General features: G+C 67.5%; 9 protein-coding genes. 6 read left to right on the top strand and 3 right to left on the bottom strand.

The features are described from left to right. Nucleotides 1-120: 120 nt before the first annotated feature. Complete coding sequence (locus AC6CH2_RS07095; protein WP_498268608.1) at nucleotides 121-714, bottom strand: GNAT family N-acetyltransferase; 594 nt, start codon at nucleotides 712-714, stop codon at nucleotides 121-123. A gap of 372 nt (nucleotides 715-1,086) precedes the next feature. Here AC6CH2_RS07095 and AC6CH2_RS07090 point away from each other — a divergent pair, with 372 nt between their 5' ends. From AC6CH2_RS07090 to AC6CH2_RS07075, 4 genes are all read left to right on the top strand, one after another. Further along, nucleotides 1,087-2,250, top strand: a complete 1,164-nt coding sequence (locus tag AC6CH2_RS07090; RefSeq protein WP_498268607.1) for a sensor histidine kinase — start codon at nucleotides 1,087-1,089, stop codon at nucleotides 2,248-2,250. Continuing rightward, nucleotides 2,247-2,957, top strand: coding sequence for a LytR/AlgR family response regulator transcription factor (locus AC6CH2_RS07085; protein WP_498268606.1), 711 nt, complete (start codon nucleotides 2,247-2,249; stop codon nucleotides 2,955-2,957). The genes AC6CH2_RS07090 and AC6CH2_RS07085 overlap by 4 nt, the downstream gene beginning before the upstream one ends. A gap of 124 nt (nucleotides 2,958-3,081) precedes the next feature. After that, a complete protein-coding gene (locus tag AC6CH2_RS07080; RefSeq protein WP_498268605.1) occupies nucleotides 3,082-4,446 on the top strand; it encodes an acyl-CoA thioester hydrolase/BAAT C-terminal domain-containing protein in 1,365 nt (454 codons plus the stop codon). Between the two features lie 816 nt (nucleotides 4,447-5,262). Continuing rightward, nucleotides 5,263-5,490 carry a hypothetical protein gene (locus AC6CH2_RS07075; RefSeq protein WP_498268604.1) on the top strand — a complete coding sequence of 76 codons (228 nt, stop codon included), beginning with the start codon at nucleotides 5,263-5,265 and terminating at the stop codon, nucleotides 5,488-5,490. 263 nt (nucleotides 5,491-5,753) lie between these two features. Here the strand turns inward: AC6CH2_RS07075 and AC6CH2_RS07070 are convergent, their stop codons facing one another. Beyond that, entirely contained in the window at nucleotides 5,754-6,233 is a 480-nt protein-coding gene (locus tag AC6CH2_RS07070) for an SRPBCC family protein (protein ID WP_498268603.1), read from the bottom strand. 503 nt (nucleotides 6,234-6,736) lie between these two features. Between AC6CH2_RS07070 and AC6CH2_RS07065 the strand changes: the two genes are divergently transcribed. Beyond that, nucleotides 6,737-6,862 carry a hypothetical protein gene (locus AC6CH2_RS07065; RefSeq protein ID WP_498268602.1) on the top strand — a complete coding sequence of 42 codons (126 nt, stop codon included), beginning with the start codon at nucleotides 6,737-6,739 and terminating at the stop codon, nucleotides 6,860-6,862. A 382-nt stretch (nucleotides 6,863-7,244) separates the two neighbouring features. Here the strand turns inward: AC6CH2_RS07065 and AC6CH2_RS07060 are convergent, their stop codons facing one another. After that, nucleotides 7,245-7,613 (bottom strand): helix-turn-helix transcriptional regulator, encoded by a 369-nt coding sequence (locus AC6CH2_RS07060; protein ID WP_498268601.1) that lies wholly within the window; start codon nucleotides 7,611-7,613, stop codon nucleotides 7,245-7,247. Nucleotides 7,614-7,993: 380 nt separating this feature from the next. On the opposite strand from AC6CH2_RS07060, the gene AC6CH2_RS07055 reads away from it, so the two are divergent. Further along, on the top strand, nucleotides 7,994-20,863 hold the full coding sequence (locus AC6CH2_RS07055; protein WP_498268600.1) for an autotransporter-associated beta strand repeat-containing protein: 12,870 nt from the start codon (nucleotides 7,994-7,996) through the stop codon (nucleotides 20,861-20,863). The last annotated feature ends 220 nt before the right edge of the window (nucleotides 20,864-21,083 follow it).

Raw genomic sequence — 21,083 nt, 5'->3', positions numbered from 1 at the left:
TCGGCGCTGAGTAGCTCACTCCTTGCCTGTCGATGGGCAAACTCGTTGTGGTACTTGAGGGACGTCCCCGACATGGCTTGCGGGCATCCCACGCATGACTGCGACCTCTCGCATGTTCGTTCAGCGGCGAGGCTTGCGAAGCATGGGCACGACGGGCGGTGCCGCGCCGATTTGGATCTCGCAAAGCACCTCGAAACCATAGTGCCGATAGAACGGGACGTTCTGCGGTTTTGACGCCTCCAGGTACGCCAAGGTTTGATCCTGGTCGCAGCGGGCGAGGGCGTGGCGCATCAAGGCCCCACCGATGCCTTTTCCTTGAGCGTTCGGGTCGACGCCTATCTGCGGCAGATACCAATGAGCTTCACGGGGGTGCGACTGGCCCATCTTCTCGAACGTCGCAAGCAGGTCGTCGAGGTGCTCGCGCTTCGCTGTTTCGCGGAACATCTTTTCCAGGGGCTCGCCGTTGGGTTCCACACCTGGGGGCAACCAGAGTGCGGCACCGCTGAAGTCCGCCGACACGTAAGCCGTGCCGTGCTCGAAACAACTGCCCGCGAACTCGCGGGTGGCCAACGGCATGGTCAGGAGGTAGTCGTGCGCGGACGGCCAGGCGAATCGCGCGGGCGGGTCAGTGATGAATGCAGCGACTATCGCTGCGATCGCGCGCGGCATCTCATCTGCAGTGGCGCCACGTATCTCGGTCGACGTCTGGTTCATTTTCGTCCTCCCTTCTCAGCCGTCCCGCCACTGCGAACGGCTCAGGCGCGGTCCGTTTGCGCAAGCTGAACTCCATGAGGTTGCGGCCGTCGCCCCGAACGGAACAGGCCTTTTCGGCTAAGCCGCCGACTTCGCTAGGGTCTCACTTTTCTGGGGTGGGTGCCTCATTCCCCTGGAACAGGATTCCCGTGTCCCGCAGGGCGTATGGATATGCCCCATGAACGCCATCTGGCGGGTCGCCAAGAGAGACCTCGAGTGCCTGCGCCAGTACGTTGCGGCGCGCGGGCAAAGCAGCGATGAGGGCGAGCCTGCCTTCGCATGCCATCGGGCTCCTCTCTTCGCCACTGTTTCGCCGTCGGGCGATGAGGTAGGTTGCAGGCGTTCCCGCTCCTGCGAGCCCCCCCTGCGATGACGCCCGCCCACGACTTTCCGATCGATCAGACGCCGCTGCCGGAGTCGCCCATGTCGGACCGCGCGCCGTTGCGTCGCGTCGGCTGGGCGTATGTCGGCGCGTGGTCGTTGTTGGGCTTGGCGTACTTGTCGGCGTTTCCCCGTTACCCCGGCGCGTCCCTGGCCGGATACCTCGCGGATGCGGCGACCAATGTCGTGCCGGGGGCTTTGTTGGGGTTGGCGGTCGTCGCGACGACGCGGCGGATCGCGTGGATGCGGCCGTCGCCGGTGGGATTCGTGGCGATGCAGGGGTTGTTTGCTTTCTCGTACTCCTCGATGTGGATGGCGGCGATGGCGGCGGTGGTTCAACTGCGCGGAGGCGAGGTCGCGCGATACGCGACCTTGACCTTGGGCTCGGGCCCGAATCGCTGGCAGGTGATCCAGGGTATCGCGGTGTATCTGGTGATTGCCGGGCTGGCTTATGCCTATCGCGGAGATCAGCGCTCGCGCGAGCAGGCCTCGCGCGCCGATCGCGCCGAGAGGCTGCGCAGCGAGGCCGAGTTGGCCATGTTGCGCGCGCAGCTCAATCCGCATTTCATGTTCAACACCTTGCACTCGGTGCATGCGCTGGTGCGCCGCGATCCGGCCGCCGCCCAGGCCGCCGTGGAGCAGTTGGGCGATCTGTTGCGTTACGCGCTCGCAGCCAAGACCGGCGCGTACGACGACGTGCGGTTGTCGCAGGAGTGGGGGTTCGTGCTGACGTATCTCGAACTGGAAAGTCTGCGTCTGGGCGAACGGCTGCGGGTCGATGCAGTGATCGCGGACGACGCGCGAGACGCGATCGTTCCTGCGTTCACCTTGCAGCCATTGGTCGAAAATGCGATCAAGCATGCGATCGCGCCGTCGATCGCCGGTGGCACGGTGACGATCCGCGCGCGCGTCGACGGCGACCGCCTGCAGCTGAGCGTCGAAGACGACGGCAGCGGCGGCGCGCCCACGGCGGCCTCGACCGGCGTGGGTTTGTCGTTGATCGGGCGGCGCCTGCGCGAGCGCTACGGCCGCGAGGCGAGCCTGCGGGCCGATGCGCGTGTGTCGGGCTTCAGCGCGCGGATCGAGCTGCCGCTGCTGCGGAGCGTCGCGCCATGAGCCAGGTGCCGCTGCGCACGTTGATATGCGAGGACGAGCGCTTGGCGCGGGAAGCGCTGGTCGAACTGGTCGAAAACGATGCGCGCCTGGAGTTGATCGGCCTGGCGGCGTCGGGCGACGAGGCGCTCGAGCACATCGACCGCCTGCAACCGACGCTGGTGCTCCTGGACATCCAGATGCCGGGCATGAGCGGGATCGAAGCGTTGACCCTGGCGCGGCATCTGCCGGCGGTGATATTCACTACCGCCGACCCGACCCATGCCGCGCGGGCGTTCGATCTCGGCGCGTTCGACTATCTGCTCAAGCCGTTCGGGCACGCGCGGTTTTCCGCGGCGATCGATCGGTTGACCGCGCGGATGGAGCCGATCGCCGCGCCGGCCCCGTTGCAGCGCCTGTTCGTGCGCCACCGCGACGGCATCGTTCCGGTGCGCGTGGCCGAGGTGAGCCGGCTGGAGGCGCAGGACGATCACGTCCTGCTGCATGCGCCGGGAGGGCCGTACTGGTGTTCGACACCGCTGTCGGCGCTGGAGGTCCGTTTGGACCCCGAGAAGTTCGTACGCGTCGGCCGCTCGCACATCGTCAATCTCGATCGGGTCGTGCGGCTGTTTGCGCACGATGCGCGCCGCTTCGCGATCGTCATGGCCGACGGCAGCGAGGTCGTCGCCAGCCGCGAGAGTTCGCAGCGGTTGCGCGCGGCGATCGCCTGAGCCCGCGCCGTTCGCCGGCCCCCCGGCCCGTTGGCGCCGCGATCGGGCGCGTTCGCCGATCCGATCGCACGGCGCGAGCTGCTCCCCGCTAGGGTCGCCGGGACTTCACCGAAGGACCGATCCCATGCTTTCGCCCATCGATGCCTCCCACACGCTGGCTCGCGCATTCCTCGCATGCGCCCTCGCTCTCGCGGTGCCGGCCTGTGCACAACAGTTCATGCAAGGCCCGGAACAGCGGGTGTTGGACGGCGAGCCGGTCGCGTTGACCCTGACCGGGCTGTCGCCCGGTTCGGTGGTCGAGGTGCAGGGCGAGCGCTCGCTGGACTGGCCCGCCCCCACGGTGCAGCGCTCGCGCGCGCAGTACCGTGTCGACGCGGCCGGGCGCGTGGAAATCGGCAGCAGCATTCCGTTGTCGGGCAGCTATAGCGAGGCCGATGCCAGCGGTTTGTTCTGGTCGATGGGGCCGATCTTTGCGTATGGCGGCGGTCGCAAGGCGCACGAGTTCCGCTTCACCGCCTTCGTGCAGGGGCGTGCGGTGGCGACGACCACGGTCGTGCAGATCCATCGCAAACCGGAGGTGGCGATGGAAGAAGTCGATGCGTTTCCCGGCGCGGTGCTCGCGCGTCCGCCGGGGCCGGGACGGTATCCGACCTTGATCGTGCTCGGCGGAGGTGAGGGCGGGGACTACACCGCGCGCCAGTTCGCGCCGCGGTTGGCCTCGGAAGGGTTCGTGGTGCTCGGCTTGCCCTATTACTCGCCGGTGTTCCCGGGGCAGGCGCGCGCGCAGATCCCGCAGTTGCCGTCGCGGTTCATCGACATCCCGGTGGACCGGTTGGAAGGCGTCTGGGCGTGGCTGAAGGCGCGTCCGGAGGTCGACGCGGAGCGGATCGGTTTGTACGGAATCTCCAAGGGCGCGGAATTTTCGCTGATCGCGGCGACGCATTACCCCTGGCTCAAGGCGGTGGTGGCGATCGTGCCCAGCGATGTGGTGCGCGGCGGCTGGGGACACGGCGACGAAACCGACGGCGCGGCGCACTCGTCGTTTTCCTTTCGCGGTAAGTCGCTCGCGTTCACGCCCTACGTCGGCTTCCACGCCGACATGGTCCGGGGAGCGAAGGATATGATGTTCGACCTGCGCGGCACCTCCGATGCCGGGCGCTGGGCGTACCCGGGCAAAGCCGCGGCTGCGCGAATTCCGGTGGAACGCTATACCGGGCCGTTACTGGTTGCCGGCGGCATGGCCGACGGCGTGTGGGCCTCGGGCATGGCGGTGCAAAACATCGCCGAAACGCGCGCCGCTGCGGGACTCGCGACGACGGCGCTGATTTTCCGCAACGCCGGCCACGGTTTGGCGGGCACCGGGTGGCAGCCGGGAATGGCGACCTTCGGCGGATCGGCGTCGGAGAACGCTAAAGCGCAAGCCCAGACCTGGGCGGCGACGCTCGGGTTTTTACGGCGTACGCTCAAGCCGCAGGTCGTGTTGCGCTGAGCTTGCCGCGCATGGTCGGAGCGAAGATTTCGCCGGCCGCCGTAGCGTGCCGTTGTGAGGCGAGCATCGCGCGGCATGGCGATCCAGATCTTACGCCGCCGGCGATCGATGTGATCGACGTTCGGCCGTATGCCGACCTGCATCTGCCGTTATTCCCGCCGACTTCGGGCCCCCGCAAGCCGGATTCGTGCGCGCGCTGCGGACCCGTAGTCCTCTTGATCGGAGGCGGGGAGGCGGACGAATGGGAGAGTTTCCGCGCGGGTCGTCGTCGGCGGCGTCCTGTTGCCCGGCAGGCACGCTCCTCCACTGCGTTTCCCGCTACCACCAACGCGGGCGTCGCAGACGCACGGACGCTGCAAATCGAACTCCAGGCTCTGACAGAACGGTCGGTCGGCCGTGATTCTTTTAGTTTCTGCAGGGGTCAGGTAGAGCGCTCGGCCTGAAGCCACTGAACAGATACAGGTCGGCGATGGATGTGATGCCTTGGCCGGGCTTATCTGACAGTGATTGGCGCGAAAGCGATTGCGAGAGACATCGGAGCGGCCTGTTCACGGATGGAGAGTTCCAATGCGCATCACGTTTTCGTTTTGATCCATGCACGCGCGCGTCTGACAGTGGTCGGGAAATAGGCTATGAATAATGGGTCAGGTGGCAGGTTCGAGCTTTACTGATCGCATTCGGTGCGCGAACGACACCCGACGACGGATAGAAGCGCTGGCTGCCCGTGCTGCCATAAGCGGATTGGTTTCATGATGAATACCCCGCTGATGCCCGCGAATCATTCCCAGCGCCATTGTTAGGCACATGGAGTAAGTGATGAATTCGACGATGATGAAGAAGGTGGCGGCCGCGGTGTTCGGTGTCGGCTTGATGATCGGCGCTGGCGGCACCGCTAGCGCGCAGGTGGCCGGACAGTTCTGCAGTCCGAACGGCGCTACGACGACGATCGTGCAGAATGGGCGGCGGAATTATTACGTCTGCAACAGTAACAGGTGGGTTTTCGTCAAGTCTTGCCCGATCGGCGGCGGGCCTTGCTACTCCTGAGCACGCGCACGCAAGTTCGGCTTGCCTTCGGATGAACCTGCGTACGGCATGACCGAAGACGCCGTGCTCGCGTCGCGAGCGCGGCGTTACTCATGACCAGTCCCGTTTGAACTAGTGTCTGGCCCCGATCGGATCTCATCCTGGACCAGCATGGGATTGCGCATCACGCAACTCGAATGGCGTCCGGCGAAACCATTCAAGCTGTTGCGCCGATTCTTGGCGTCGAGCCGTCGCGCCAAGCACTCTCTCAGCGCAGCTGCCGTCTACACGCCTTCCAGGTAGTAAGCCTTTTGCGCCGGATAGTAGTCGTCGAACGACGGCAGCGGCTTGCCTTCGCGTGCGGCAACCAACATATCGAGGTAGTACTCCCAGCCTGGTCCCACGTCGCCGGCCAAGGTCCTGTCGCTTAGCGGTTGTACGAAGCGCAGCTCCGTCGTGTCGTCCATTTGCGTCAAGGTCAGCTCGATGCGCCAATCGCCATGGTCGTCCTTCATGGTGACGACCAGGCGGCCTGGGCCTTGGCATTCTTCGATCTTGAGGTCGGTCCATGGCTGGCCTTTCTCATGGGCCAGTTGCAGCCGTACCACCTTGCCAGGGCCGGCATCGCCTTCCCAGGCGCCGAACCAGCGCGCGGTTTTTTCGGGCTCGGTTACGCTCGCCCAGATGTCGTCGATGGGGGCGTGGAACCTGCGCGTGATGACCAGGTCGTTGCCACGAAGGTGGCCGGTGGGCTTGGGGCTCATGCCGTCTCCTCATTGTCTGCGCGATCGCGACCCTGCCGCTCGCGTTCGCAGGGGACTTTAACGCAGCTCGGATCGTACGGCGCGACGCATGGGTTGCATCCGGGGCATTTCGAACAGGCGCAGTAACCTCGGCGACCCAAGACGGCGCGGTGAAGCGCTCGACAATCTTTCCACGACCTCAAGTCTCGGCCGGCAACCACTGCTGCCGGGGCAGCACGGCGTCGAAGCGCCCTGGTCTGGTAATTGCCGGCCGTCAAAGCCGGCGCCAGGCAGCCATCGCCGAGCCGGCGAGCCGGTCGATGCGCACCATGGCCGGCCGGTGCCGGCCCTTTGTCGCGCGAAAACAGGGCCAGACGCGCGTGCGCGTGACCTGGACTCGAGGATGGGAGATCGCAGCGTCCATGCTCTGGCGCGGGATTGAGAATACCGTCGGGCGTTGGCAGACTGCCGGTTCGCCTTGCAAGCCATTCCACGCAGCAACTGCATTCGAGAGGGGCTAAGTCATGGAGCAGTGGGTAATAACTGCCGTATTGGTCGCGCTGGCTTTCGTCATGGGGAGCGTGGTCAGTCGCCTGCGCAAGATCCAGCTTGATCTGGACGCCATCAAGTCGCATCTGGATCTGTCGTAGCAAGCGCGCACGATTGGATTCTGCGGCACCGCCAACGTGTTGGCCCGCGGTAGCATGAAGATTGGAAGCCGCGCAGTACGGATCGGCGGCATCGAGCATGCAGTTATCGGCAGGGCCGCAGGCGTCCCCAAGCGACAGGCCTTCAGGGATCGACCGGAAGTCGTCGGCGCCGATACGGCATGCGTTCGCGCACGCCTAGGCGGTACTCACGCCCGCACCGGCACAGCGATGCCTCACTCGGGGCGTACGAGGCGCGCCTCGCTGTCCGTCTGCCTTCGTCATCGCCATCGTGCGCCGCGCTGATCCCTCATAGCGACGGACAAGCGATGCGAGCGCTCAGCGCGGCCGTCTGCGGAGCTCGACGACTGAGTCGCGGTCTCGCCTAGGAGTAGTTCTTCGCGAGAAGCGCAATGATCCCGGCTACATTTTCCCGGATCCGATGCGGCAGACGCCTTAGGTCCTGCAGACATTGATATTCGGTATCGTCCTGGGCGTAATCGTGGCTGCGGACGGCCGAAACCCACGCATCGCCTTCCGGCTTCATCGGCCCGCGGCCGGTACCGACCCATTCAAGCGTCACCCCGGTCGCCAGGGCGATTTCTATCAGGTGATTCATCGAAGGAAGGCTGCCTCCCTTCTTTTCCCACTGCGCTACCGCACTACGTTGCACCCCTATCTTGCTCGCCAACTCTTGCTGGGACAGGTTAGACAGCGTCCTGGCTCGGCGTATCCGGTCTTCCATATACTGCATTCGGCGTACTCCGTTGCTCCCGATGGTGGCTTTGTCCGGTTCCCCTAACCAGTTATCAAGTCGCACGACAAGCTGTGCGAACTTGCTCACCATCCTTGGCACCAAGCAGAACTACAGCGCGTTTCCCGCGTTCATCTTGCAAGTGTGATTGTTTGCGCACATTGCAAGTATTCACAACTTTCCAGCAAATAGGTGCGCAAAGGCTCACGGATTCCGCGTTCATGTATCGCGGCCGCAGGCCTCCGTCCTGCGGTATCGCTAGCCACTGGGACGAAAGTCACGCATCGCTCTAAGGGTCCTATGTCGCTATTCATGCGGTTCATGAATGGGCTGGGGATTCTGTATCCGTCGCATCCGTACGCCGACGTAAGGAGAAGACCATGCGGAAGAACGCCATGAACCGTTTCTGGGCAAATCGGTTCAGCAAGAAGTGGGGACACGAACGGCGCAAATCCGCACCCCTGCATCCTCTCAGCAAGAGCATCAAGATCGGGCTGCAGTTCCTGATCGTCCTGCAGCTGATACAACCCGCCGTCGCGGCTGCGCAGGATGCAACCTGGACGGGTGCGGGCGGCGGGTCCTGGACGAACGGCGGTAGTTGGAGTTCGGGCTCGGTGCCGACGGGCACGGCGACTTTCAACACCTCGTTCGTCCCTGTGGTGTCGTTCGGTGACGGTACGAACAGTTCGATCGGGACGGTGCGGTTCGGCGCACTCGCACCGCAGTACACCTTCAACCTCGGCACCGCTTCCGGCGCGACCCTGAATCTGACCGGCACGGGCATCGAGAACAACTCGTTGTTCCAGCCGGTGTTCAATGTCGGGGTAACGGGGGCGGGGGCGCTCAATTTCAATGGCGCCGGCACCACGGCCGCCAACGCGCAGATCAATGTAGGCGCCAACGGCGATCTGGGTTTCGGCGGCACGGCCACCGCGGGTTCGGCGGCGATCAGTGTCGCCACCGGCGGCACCGCCGCGTTCATAGGTTCGAGCACGGCCGGCAGCGCCACTCTCACTATCGGCGGGAACCTCGACTTCAACGGTTCGGGCAGTGCCGGCGACGCCACCATAGGCGTCAACAGCGGCGGCACGGCGCGCTTCCTCGGTACGAGTACGGGCGGCAACGCACGCCTCACGCTCAATGCCGGCGGCAGTCTCGACATGACCGGCCTGACCGCCGGCTCGATGACGCTCGGGTCGCTGAGCGGCGCGGGCTCGGTCAATCTCGGCACCAGCCGCCTGGCGCTGGGCGCCACCGGATTGAACTCGACCTTCGGCGGCGCCATCGGCGGCGCGGGAGGCCTGGACTGGAACGGCACAGGCCTGTTGTCGCTGTCGGGGGCCAATACTTTCGGCGGCGGCCTCACCGTCAATGCGGGCAGTGTCTTCGGCGGCAACACCGCGGCGTTCGGTACCGGCGCGATCGGCCTGGGCAATGGGACATCGCTGACGCTCGGCGCGAACGGCGGCTTCGCCAACGCGATCAACGTCGGCGCCGGGTCGGGCGCGACGGTTTCGGCCGCGACCGGCTTCAATGCGACGCTCGCAGGCAACGTCAATCTCGGCGCCGGTTCGACCTTGGCGTTCGGGCGCTCGGGTGCGACCGGCGGATTGCTGCTCAACTGGGGCGCCGGATCGTCCATCGCCCCGGGAGCCCGGCTGTCGGCGGATTTCGGAACGCTGGGCCTGGGCGCCGGCTTCGACGGCGGCCTGCTGAGCGGCGCCGAGCTCAATGTAGGCGGCACCGGCGCGTTCAACCTCAATGGCGTAAACCTGACGCTGGGGCGTTTGAGCGGAACCGGCAACCTCTCTTTGGGCAGCGGCTTCCTGTCGCTGGGGGCCACCGGCCTGGACTCGACCTTCAGCGGCGCGATCGGCGGTGCGGGCGGCTTGAACTGGAATGGCACGGGCCTGTTGTCGTTGTCGGGCGCGAATACCTTCGCTGGCGGTCTTGCGGTCAACAGCGGCACCGTTTTCGCCGGCAACACCTCGGCCTTCGGCACCGGCGCGATCGGCTTGGGCGGCGGTAGTTCACTGCGATTGGGCGCCAACGGCGTGTTCGGCAATGCCATCAATCTCGGCGGCGGACTGGGCGCCACGATCTCGGCGGGCACCGGCTTCAACGCTACGCTCGGCGGTAACGTCAATCTGGGCGCCGGCTCCACCCTGGGCTTCGGCGCGACCGGCGCGACCGGCGGACTGCTGCTCAATTGGGGCGCTGGCTCGTCGATCGGTCCCGGCGCGGCGCTGTCGGCGGATTTCGGAACGCTGGGTCTGGGCGCAGGATTCAACGGCGGACTGCTGGCGAACGCCGGGCTGAACGTCGGCGGCGCGGGCACGTTCAATCTCAACGGAGTGAACGCCACGCTGGGCCGTTTAACCGGCTCGGGCAATCTTTCGCTCGGCAGCGGGTTCCTGTCGCTGGGAGCGACCGGACTCGACTCGAACTTCAGCGGCGTGATCGGCGGCACCGGCGGCCTGAACTGGAACGGCACGGGCCTGCTGTCGCTGTCGGGCGCCAACACGTTCGCCGGCGGACTGACGCTGGGCGGCGGTACCTTGAGCGTCGGCAACAGCCTGGCGCTCGGTACCGGCGCCTTGTCGATCAATGGCGCGGCCACACTCGAATCGAGCGCCGCGGTGACGCTGGCGAATGCGATCGCGCTCAATGCCGACCTGACCGTCGGCGGCGCGAACAATCTGGGCCTGGCAGGCAATCTCAGCGGCGCCGGCGGCCTGACCATGAACGGAACCGGGGTGCTCAGCCTGAGCGGAAACAATTCGCTGTGGGGCGGCAGCTTCAGCCTCGCCAGCGGGACGCTGCAGTTGGGCAACGCGAACGCGCTCGGTACCGGGCTGTTCAACGTCGACGGCGATGCAGCGTTCGGCCCCGGCTTCGCCGGCTTCAATTTCGCCAACGCGATCAATCTCGCGCCCGGGGCCAACCTGGCCCTGGGAGGCGATTTCGACTGGAGCATGAGTGGGGTCGTCGCTGGCGACGGCAGCCTCAGCTATGCCGGCCCCAGCCTGTTGACGTTGAGCGGCGCCAATACCTTCACCGGTGGCTTCTCGCTCAGCGGCGGCCGCGTGCGCGCCGATCATCTGTCCGCCTTCGGCACCGGAGCCGTGAGCCTCGGCGGCGGCGAGCTGATACTCGGGCTCAACGGGACGTTCGGCAATGCGCTCGATCTTGGGGCCGGGGCGAGCGGCACGCTGTCGGTCGGCAGCGGATTGAGTGCCGGATGGGGCGGCGGCCTCGATCTGGGCACGGGCGCTACCCTCCACTTCGGCACGGCCGCCAACAACGGCCTGCTGACGCTCTCGGGTGGCGGGTTGCTGGGCACCGGTACCGGCGTTTCGGTCGACTTCGGAACGCTGCAGTTCGGCGATGCGGCCACCGCGGGCCTGTTCGGCGGCAGCGCCGTGAACCTCGGCGCCTCGGGCGCACTGAATCTCAATGGCTTCGACGCCACGTTCGGCAATCTGAGCGGCAGCGGCAGCATCGGCCTGGGAGGCAATCTTCTGTCCGTGGGCGGGTTGGGGCTCAACGGCAGTTTCGACGGCACGATCGGCGGCGCCGGCGGTCTTCTCAAGCTGGGCGCCGGCACCTTGAGCCTCAACGGCGCCAATACGTTCAATGGCGGGGTGAATCTGTCGGCCGGCGGCCTGTTCCTGGGGAACGCAGCGGCGCTGGGTACCGGCGCACTCAGCGTCACCGGCAACGCCGGGCTGGGAGCGAACGTCGGTGGGCTCGATATCGGCAACGCGATCAACCTCGGCGGCGGTGTGGCGCTGGACATCGGCGGCACCAATGGCCTGGCCCTGTCGGGCGTGATCGATGGCGCAGGCGGTTTGAACTTCAGCGGCACCGGCACGCTGACGCTCGACGGCGCCAATACCTTCGGCGGCGGTTTCGGCCTGAGCGGCGGCGGCGGTCTGAGCCTCGGCAACGCCAGCGCGCTGGGCGCCGGCGCACTGAACGTGTCGGGCCTGGGCGGCAGCCTGAGCGCCGGCCTTTCCGGCTTGAACCTCGGCAACGCGATCGACCTCGGTGGCGGTGCGACGCTCGGCATCGGCGGCGCCAACGACCTGTCGCTGTCGGGCGTCATCGGCGGCGCGGGCGGCCTGAACTTCGGCGGCACCGGCACCTTGAGCCTCAACGGCGCGAATACTTTCGGTGGCGGCTTCGGCCTCAGCGGCGGCGGCAGCCTGAGCCTGGGCAACGCCGGCGCGCTGGGCACCGGCGCACTGAACGTGTCGGGCCTGGGCGGCAGTCTGTCGGCTAGCCTGTCCGGCCTGAACCTCGGCAACGCGATCGACCTCGGCGCCGGTGCGACGCTCGACATCGGCGGCGCCAACGACCTGTCGCTGTCGGGCGTCATCGGCGGCGCGGGCGGTTTGAACTTCGGCGGCACCGGCACCTTGAGCCTCAACGGTGCGAACAGCTTCGGCGGCGGCTTCGGTTTGAACGGCGGCGGTAGCTTGAGTCTCGGCAACGCCGGCGCGCTGGGCACCGGCGCGCTAAACGTGTCGGGCTTGGGCGGCAATCTGTCGGCCGGCATCTCCGGCCTGAACCTCGGCAACGCGATCGACCTCGGCGCGGGCACGGCGCTGGGCATCGGTGGCGCCAACGACCTGTCGCTGTCGGGCGTCATCGGCGGCGCGGGCGGTTTGAACTTCAACGGCACCGGCACGCTTGCGCTCAACGGCGCGAATACGTTCGGCGGCGGTTTCGGTTTGAACGGCGGCGGTAGCTTGAACCTCGGCAACGCCGGTGCTTTGGGCACCGGCGCGCTGAACGTGTCGGGCTTGGGCGGCAGTTTGTCGGCCGGCGTCTCCGGCCTGAACCTTGGTAATGCGATCGACCTCGGCGCCGGCGCGGCGCTCGGCATCGGCGGCGCCAACGACCTGTCGCTGTCGGGCGTCATCGGCGGCGCGGGCGGTTTGAACTTCAACGGCACCGGCACCTTGACCCTCAACGGCGCGAACAGTTTCGGCGGCGGTTTCGGCTTGAGCGGCGGCGGCAGCTTGAACCTGGGCAACGCCGGCGCGCTCGGCACCGGCGCGCTGAACGTATCGGGCTTGGGCGGCAGTTTGTCGGCCGGCGTCTCCGGCCTGAACCTCGGTAATGCGATCGACCTCGGCGCCGGCACGGCGCTCGGCATCGGCGGCGCCAACGACCTGTCGCTGTCGGGCGTCATCGACGGCGCCGGCGGGCTGAGCTTCGGCGGCACCGGCACCTTGAGCCTTAACGGCGCGAACACCTTCGGCGGCGGTTTCGGTTTGAACGGCGGCGGTAGCTTGAGTCTCGGCAATGCCGGCGCGCTCGGCACCGGCGCGCTGAACGTGTCGGGCCTGGGCGGCAATCTGTCGGCCGGCATCTCCGGCCTGAACCTCGGCAACGCGATCAACCTCGGCGCCGGCACGGCGCTGGGCATCGGCGGCGCGAACGACCTGTCGCTGTCGGGCGTCATCGACGGCGCCGGCGGGCTGAACTTCGGCGGCACCGGCACCTTGAGCCTCAACGGCGCAAATACTTTCGGTGGCGGTTTCGGCTTGAGCGGCGGCGGCAGCTTGAGTCTCGGCAACGCCAGTGCCTTGGGTACGGGCGAACTGAGCGTGTCGGGCCTGGGCGGCAATCTGTCGGCCGGCATCTCCGGCCTGAACCTCGGCAACGCGATCAACCTCGGCGCGGGCGCGGCGCTGGGCATCGGCGGCGCGAACGATCTGTCGCTGTCGGGCGTCATCGACGGTGCGGGCGGTTTGAACTTCAACGGCACCGGCACGCTTGCGCTCAATGGCGCGAATACGTTCGGCGGCGGCGTCGGCCTCAGCGGTGGCGGCAGCTTGAACCTCGGCAACGCCAGTGCCTTGGGTACGGGCGCACTGAACGTGTCGGGCCTGGGCGGCAACCTGGCGACCGGCATCTCCGGCTTGAACCTCGGCAACGCGATCAACCTCGGCGCGGGCACGGCCCTGGGCATCGGCGGCGCGAACGACCTGTCGCTGTCGGGCGTCATCGACGGTGCGGGCGGTTTGAACTTCAACGGCACCGGCACGCTTGCGCTCAACGGTGCGAATACGTTCGGCGGCGGCGTCGGCCTCAGCGGTGGCGGCAGCTTGAACCTCGGCAACGCCAGTGCCTTGGGCACCGGCGCGCTAAGCGTGTCGGGCTTGGGCGGCAATCTGTCGGCCGGCATCTCCGGCCTGAACCTCGGCAACGCGATCAACCTCGGCGCCGGCGCATCGCTGGGCATCGGCGGCGCGAACGACCTGTCGCTGTCGGGCGTCATCGACGGCGCGGGCGGCCTGAACTTCGGCGGCACCGGCACCTTGAGCCTCAACGGCGCGAACAGTTTCGGCGGCGGCTTCGATTTGAACGGCGGTGGTAGCTTGAACCTCGGCAACGCCGGCGCGCTGGGCACGGGCGCGCTGAACGTGTCGGGCCTGGGCGGCAATCTGTCGGCCGGCATTTCCGGCTTGAACCTCGGCAACGCGATCAACCTCGGCGCCGGTACGACCTTGGGCATCGGCGGCGCCAACGATCTGTCGCTGTCGGGCGTCATCGACGGCGCGGGCGGTTTGAATTTCAACGGCACCGGCATGCTGAGCCTCAATGGCGCGAATACCTTCGGTGGCGGCGCCAATATTCAGTCCGGCACGCTGTCGGTAAACGGTTCGCTGCTTTCTCCGACCACCATCAATGCGGGCGCCACGCTTATCGGCACCGGCAGTCTGGGCGACGTGACAATCGATGGCGTGCTTAACGCAGGCGGTATCGGCACGGCCGGGACGCTCACCATGGGGTCGTTGTTCCTGGGCAGCGGTGCGACGCTCAATTACGACCTGGGTACCGCCGGCGGCGTCAACGATCGGGTAATCGTCAATGGCAATCTGACCCTCGACGGTACCCTCAACGTCAACGACATCGGTGGGTTCGGGCCGGGCGTCTATCAGTTGATCGGCTACAGCGGCACCCTGAACGATCAGGGGTTGCTCATCGGCACGCTGCCGGGGCCGTTCTCGCCCGACAGCGTCCAAGTGCAGACGGGCGTGGCGAACCAGATCAACCTGGCCGTCAACGCTGGCGCCGTCGTGCAATTCTGGGACGGGGTTAATTTATTGCCCAACGGCAGTGTCGATGGCGGCGCGGGCGTATGGTCCGCTGCGCCCACGACCAATTGGACCAACGCCAACGGCACCGCCAACAGCGGCTGGGTCAACGGCGCCTTTGCCGTCTTCCAAGGCACGGCGGGTGTCGTGACCGTCGTCGGCCCGGTGGATTTCGGTGGGCTGCAGTTCGCCTCCAACGGCTACGAGATCGCCGGCGGCATCGGCGGAGTGCTCACGACCGACAACGCCAGCACGATCATCCGCGTCGATGCAGGACTGACCGGAACGATCTCGGCACAGATCTCCGGTAGCGGCGGACTGGTGAAAAACGACACCGGTACTCTGGTGCTCTCGGGCGCCAACAACTTCACCGGCGGCGTCGACCTCAACGCAGGCGGCCTGGTGGTGGGCAATGCGGGGGCGCTGGGGACCGGCTCGTTGGATGTATTGGGCAACGCGGGCCTTAGCGCCGGCCTTGCGGGCTTGAATCTTGGCAACGCGATCAATCTCGGCACCGGTGCGGCGCTCGACATCGGCGGCACCAACAGCCTGGCCCTGTCGGGCGTCATCGGCGGCACGGGCGGCCTGAACTTCAGCGGCACCGGCACGTTGACCCTGAGCGCTGCGAATACGTTCGGCGGGGGTTTCGGTTTGAACGGCGGCGGCAGCCTGAGCCTGGGCAACGCCGGCGCGCTGGGCACGGGCGCACTGAACGTGTCGGGCCTGGGCGGCAGCCTCAGCGCCGGCGTTTCCGGCTTGACCCTCGGCAACGCGATCGACCTCGGCGCCGGCGCGACGCTCGGCATCGGCGGCGCCAACGACCTGTCGCTGTCGGGCGTCATCGGCGGCGCGGGCGGTTTGAACTTCGGCGGCACCGGCACCTTGAGCCTCAACGGCGCGAACAACTTCGGCGGCGGCTTCGGTTTGAACGGCGGCGGCAGCTTGAGTCTCGGCAACGCCGGCGCGCTCGGCACCGGCGCGTTGAACGTGTCGGGCCTGGGCGGCAGCTTGAGCGCCGGCGTCTCCGGCTTGAACCTCGGCAACGCGATCGACCTCGGCGCCGGCACGGCGCTCGGCATCGGCGGCGCCAACGACTTGTCGCTGTCGGGTGTCGTCGGTGGCGCAGGCGGCCTGAACTTCAGCGGCACCGGCACCTTGAGCCTCAACGGTGCGAACAGCTTCGGCGGCGGCTTCGGCTTGAGCGGCGGCGGCAGCTTGAATCTGGGCAACGCCGGCGCGCTCGGCACCGGCGCACTGAACGTGTCGGGTCTGGGAGGCAACCTGAGCGCAGGCGTCTCCGGCCTGAACCTCGGCAACGCGATCGACCTCGGCGCCGGCACGGCGCTCAGCATCGGCGGCGCCAACGACTTGTCGCTGTCGGGTGTCATCGCTGGCGCAGGCGGCCTGAACTTCAGCGGCACCGGCACACTCGCGCTCAACGGCGCCAATACCTTCGGCGGCGGTTTCGGTTTGAACGGCGGCGGTAGCTTGAACCTCGGCAACGCCAGTGCCTTGGGCGCCGGCGCGCTGAACGTATCGGGCTTGGGCGGCAGTTTGTCGGCCGGCGTCTCCGGCCTGAACCTCGGTAATGCGATCGACCTCGGCGCCGGCGCGGCGCTCGGCATCGGCGGCGCCAACGACCTGTCGCTGTCGGGCGTCATCGGCGGCGCGGGCGGTTTGAACTTCGGCGGCACCGGCACCTTGAGCCTCAACGGCGCGAACACCTTCGGCGGCGGTTTCGGTTTGAACGGCGGCGGTAGCCTGAGTCTCGGCAATGCCGGCGCGCTCGGCACCGGCGCGTTGAACGTATCGGGTCTGGGCGGCAACCTGAGCGCAGGCGTCTCCGGCCTGAACCTCGGCAACGCGATCGACCTCGGCGCCGGCACGACGCTCGGCATCGGCGGCGCCAACGACCTGTCGCTGTCGGGCGTCATCGGCGGCGCGGGCGGTTTGAACTTCGGCGGCACCGGCACCTTGAGCCTCAACGGCGCGAACAGCTTCGGCGGCGGCGTCGGCCTCAGTGGCGGCGGCAGCTTGAACCTGGGTAACGCCGGTGCGCTGGGCACGGGCGCCCTGAACGTATCGGGCCTGGGCGGCAACTTGGCGACCGGCCTCTCCGGCTTGAACCTCGGCAATGCGATCAATCTCGGCGCGGGCTCGGCGCTGGGCATCGCCGGCGCCAACGACCTGTCGCTGTCGGGCGTCATCGATGGTGCCGGCGGCCTCAACTTCAGCGGCACCGGCACGCTTGCGCTCAACGGCGCGAACATCTTCGCTGGCGGCGTCGGCCTCAGCGGTGGCGGCAGCTTGAACCTCGGCAACGCCAGTGCCTTGGGTACGGGCGCACTGAACGTGTCGGGCCTGGGCGGCAACCTGGCGACCGGCATCTCCGGCTTGAACCTCGGCAACGCGATCAACCTCGGCGCGGGCACGGCCCTGGGCATCGGCGGCGCGAACGACCTGTCGCTGTCGGGTGTGATCGGCGGCGCAGGCGGCCTGAACTTCAGCGGCACCGGCACGCTCGCGCTCAACGGCGCGAACAGCTTTGGTGGTGGCGTCGACCTGGGCGGCGGGACGCTGAGCCTCGGCAATGCCACGGCGTTGGGTACCGGTTCGCTCGATGTCGGTGCCAGTGCGGTACTGGAAACAGCGGCGCCCTACAGCCTCGGCAACGCAATCAACCTGGCCGCGGGCGCGGAGCTCGCGTTCGGCGGCACCAGCGACCTGACGCTGGCGGGGAGCATCGCCGGCGCCGGCGGCCTGAGTTTCGACGGTCCGGCGGCGTTGACGCTCGGCGGCGACAACACGTTCGGCGGTGGCGTCGAACTGCTCGGCGGCACCCTGATGCTGGGCAGCAATACGGCGTTGGGCACCGGTGCGCTGGCGGTCAACGGTGCGGCGGCCATCGGTTCGTCCACCGACGTTTCGCTCGCCAACGACGTCGCTATCAACGCCGATCTCGCTTTCGGCGGCAGCGGCGGCCTTGGCCTCAACGGTCAACTCACCGGCGCCGGCAGTCTGGCCATCGGTGGCACGGGCGCGCTCAGCCTGGGCGGCGACAACAGCGGCTATAGCGGCGATATCGATCTGCTCGCAGGGGCGACGGTCATCGCCAATCGCGACACGGCCCTGGGCACCGGGGTGGTGACCGTGGCCGGCGATGCCAACCTGGGTTCGATGAGCGGTGCCAGCCTGGGCAATACGTTCGTGTTGAACGGCGATCTCTCTATCGCCAACACGGCGCCGTTGTCGCTTACCGGCGATATCGGCGGCAGCGGCGGCATCAGCCTGGACGGCCCGGCCGGTGTCGCGCTGAGCGGCAACAACACCTTCGCCGGCGGATTCGATCTGCTCGGCGGCAGTCTGAGTCTCGGCAGCAACACTGCACTGGGCTCCGGGACGCTTCGTGTCGGCGGCGATGCGGTGCTGCAGGCCGGTGTCGCGAATTTGAGCGTGGGCAACGCGATCGACCTGGGATCTACGGCAGCGCTGACGCTCGCCGGCACCAACCCGTTCGTGCTCAGCGGCGCAGTCAACGGCAGCGGCGAGCTGGTCAAGGATGGCGCGTCGACGGTCACGCTGACCGGCGAGATGTCCGGCTTCGCCGGCAATTTCGATATTCTCGGCGGCACCCTGACCGTCGTCGATGGCGTGACCGCGGGCATCAGCAGTGCGGCTGCGACTACCGCGAACTTCGGCGACTTCAACGACACGTTGACGCTGACGACACCGGGCTCGCTGGCCGGCACGGTGAATCTCGGTGGCGGAAGCGACGTTTTCAACAGCACGCTCGCGGGACTGAGCGCGGTGACGGGCCTGGTCGACGGGCAGGGCGGCGTCGATCAGTTGTCGCTGACCGGAAGCGGCCAAGCCACCCTGGCAAACAATGCCTTCGCCGGTTTCGAGAATCTGAGCCTGATCGGCCCGGGAACCCTGGTCGTCGCGAGCGGAACGACGGCCAACTTCCTCGCCGCATCCATCGGCGACAACACCGCCGGCAGCGGCACGCTCGTGGTCGACGGGACGTTCGCAGGCAATGCCACCGTCGCCGCAGGCGGCAGCCTGGTCGGCGATGGCGCGATCGGCGGCAACCTGGCGCTGAGCGGGACCCTGGCGCCCAGCGGTCTTCCGGGCGCGACCGGTGCCGCGGCCGGGACCGGCTCGGCCGGTGCGGTGCTGAGCGTGGGGAGTTTCGCCAGCGCCCCTGGCTCCAGCGTGATCCTGCGGCAGACCGGCGCCGGTGCCAGCGACAGCTTGACCGTGGCCGGCGCCGCCACGCTCAACGGCGGCACGCTGGTAGCGCTGCCGCAAGCGGGCGCCTACGCCGACATCACCGATTACCGCATCATCGACGCGCAGAGCCTGGGCGGCACCGGCTTCTCCTCGGTCACTCAGACCGCGTTGCCGTTCCTGTCTGCCAGCCTGTTCGCGCAAGGCAACGATCTGTATCTGCGTCTCGAGGAGGCCAACCGCTTCAATGAGTTCCCCGGGTTGCCGGGCAATCAGCAGTCGGTTGCCGATGCCTTGCAGAACCTGGCCGACAGCGGCAGTCCCGCGGTCGAGGCACTCGTCGCCGCCGCGCGCGGCGTGACCGCGGAGCAGGCAGTCCCGATGTTCGACACGCTGACCGGCGAAACTTATGGTTCGTTGCTCAGCGCCTCGCGCTACGGCGCCGAGCGTTTGCAGCGCAGCGTCGGCCAGCAACTCGACGTGGGCCGGATCGAGCGCGCCGATGCCGGTTTCACCGCATGGGCATCGACCTTCGGCGGCGATGCTGCGTTCCAGGGCAACGATACCCTGGCCGATATCGACAACGATCTCTGGGGGCTGACCGTGGGTGCGGACGCACCGATCGGCGATGGTTTCCGCGCCGGCGGCCATCTCGGCATGGCCAAGTCGGACTTCGATGCGCCGCGTCGCGGCGACAGCGTCGACGGCGACCAGTGGTACCTCGGCGCTCACTTCAGCTATGCACCCCGTCCCGATGGCGGCGCATGGGTGCAGGGAGCGGCCGGCTACACGAAACACAGCTTCGATGTCACCCGTCCGGTGCATGTCGGAGTGTTCAACCGCACGGCCCGGGCCGATGCCGATGCCGACGGTTGGTATGCGATGGCGGAAGCGGGATGGCGTTTCGAGACGCCTGGCGCAAGCATCGAACCCCTGGTCGGTATCTACCACAGCCGCCTGAGCCTGGATGAAGTGATCGAAACCGGCGCCGGCGAAGCGAATCTTCGCGTCGAGGGCGAGGACTACCGCACGACCACCGTGGGCGCGGGGGTGCGTTTCACCGGCAAGGCCGGGCGTCTGCGCCCGACTTTGGATATTCGTTACCTGCACGATCTCAGCAACGACGCACCGCGCACGCAGAACCATTTCCTCGCGGCCCAGGTGCCTGGGTTCGCGGTCACCGGGTTCTCGCCGGACCGCAACCGCATCAATGTGGGCGCGGGCCTGACGTACGCGTTCACTCCCAGCGCCACCGGCTTCGTCGAGTACCGCGCAGATCTGGGCGAAGACGACCAGGCGCACGCCGTTCAGGCGGGTTTGCGGTTCACCTTCGGCGGCACGACGCAAATAGCGGCGGTGCCCGCTGCCCCGTGGGCGCCGGCTCAGGCCGAAATACCCGCCGCGGCGACGGTAGCAAGCTCGGCTGCCGAGACCTCCGCAAATGGAGACTCCGCGACGAAGCTACCGGCGGCCGCTGTCGCGGCGGCGGCGACGGTGCCTTCCGCGGCGGCCGCCCCCGAGCCCGCCCGCACCGCTTCGACGGCCGGCGGAATGTGCAAGGCCCGACCGCAGGCACAGGCGCCGCTCGATGGCTGCTCGCGCTACTCCACCGTGCCTGGGGATTCGGTAACCGGCATCGCGAACCGCATGAGCACCGGCGTGCTCGAGCAACGGATGGTGGCGCTGTACCGCGGAAACACGGCCGCTTTCAATGGGCAGAACATGAACCGGTTGAGGGCTCATGCCGAGATCGGCATTCCGTGTGCGGACGCGGTCAACGATATTCCAGTGTCCGAGGCGAAGCAGGTGGTGGGCCAGCACGCCAGGAGTCACATCGCGCGCCATGGGCAGTTCAAGCCCAGTGCTGCGGGGTCGGCAACGGAACAGCCCATGCAATGCGGTGACTGAGCAACAAGGTCAGTAGGCCACTCGTTCGTGCGCGAAGCCCGGTGCCGTCCGGGTGTCCACGGGCGCCGGTCGCTTCGCGCGTGGGGTGCGGGTAAGAACGCGATCAGGCGCGGTTCCGGAACTGACCGGTCCGCGTCCGAGCCGCAATGACCGTCCGGCGCTAAGGCGCCACGCGCCACGGCAGGCGCCCGTGCGCCGGAGGTTGAAACCACAATGCCGA

The sequence above is a fragment of the Lysobacter sp. GQ73 genome (genome assembly GCF_059758755.1).
The sequence above is the reverse complement of the archived record's forward strand: the minus strand, read 5'-3'. Positions and strand labels throughout refer to the sequence as shown.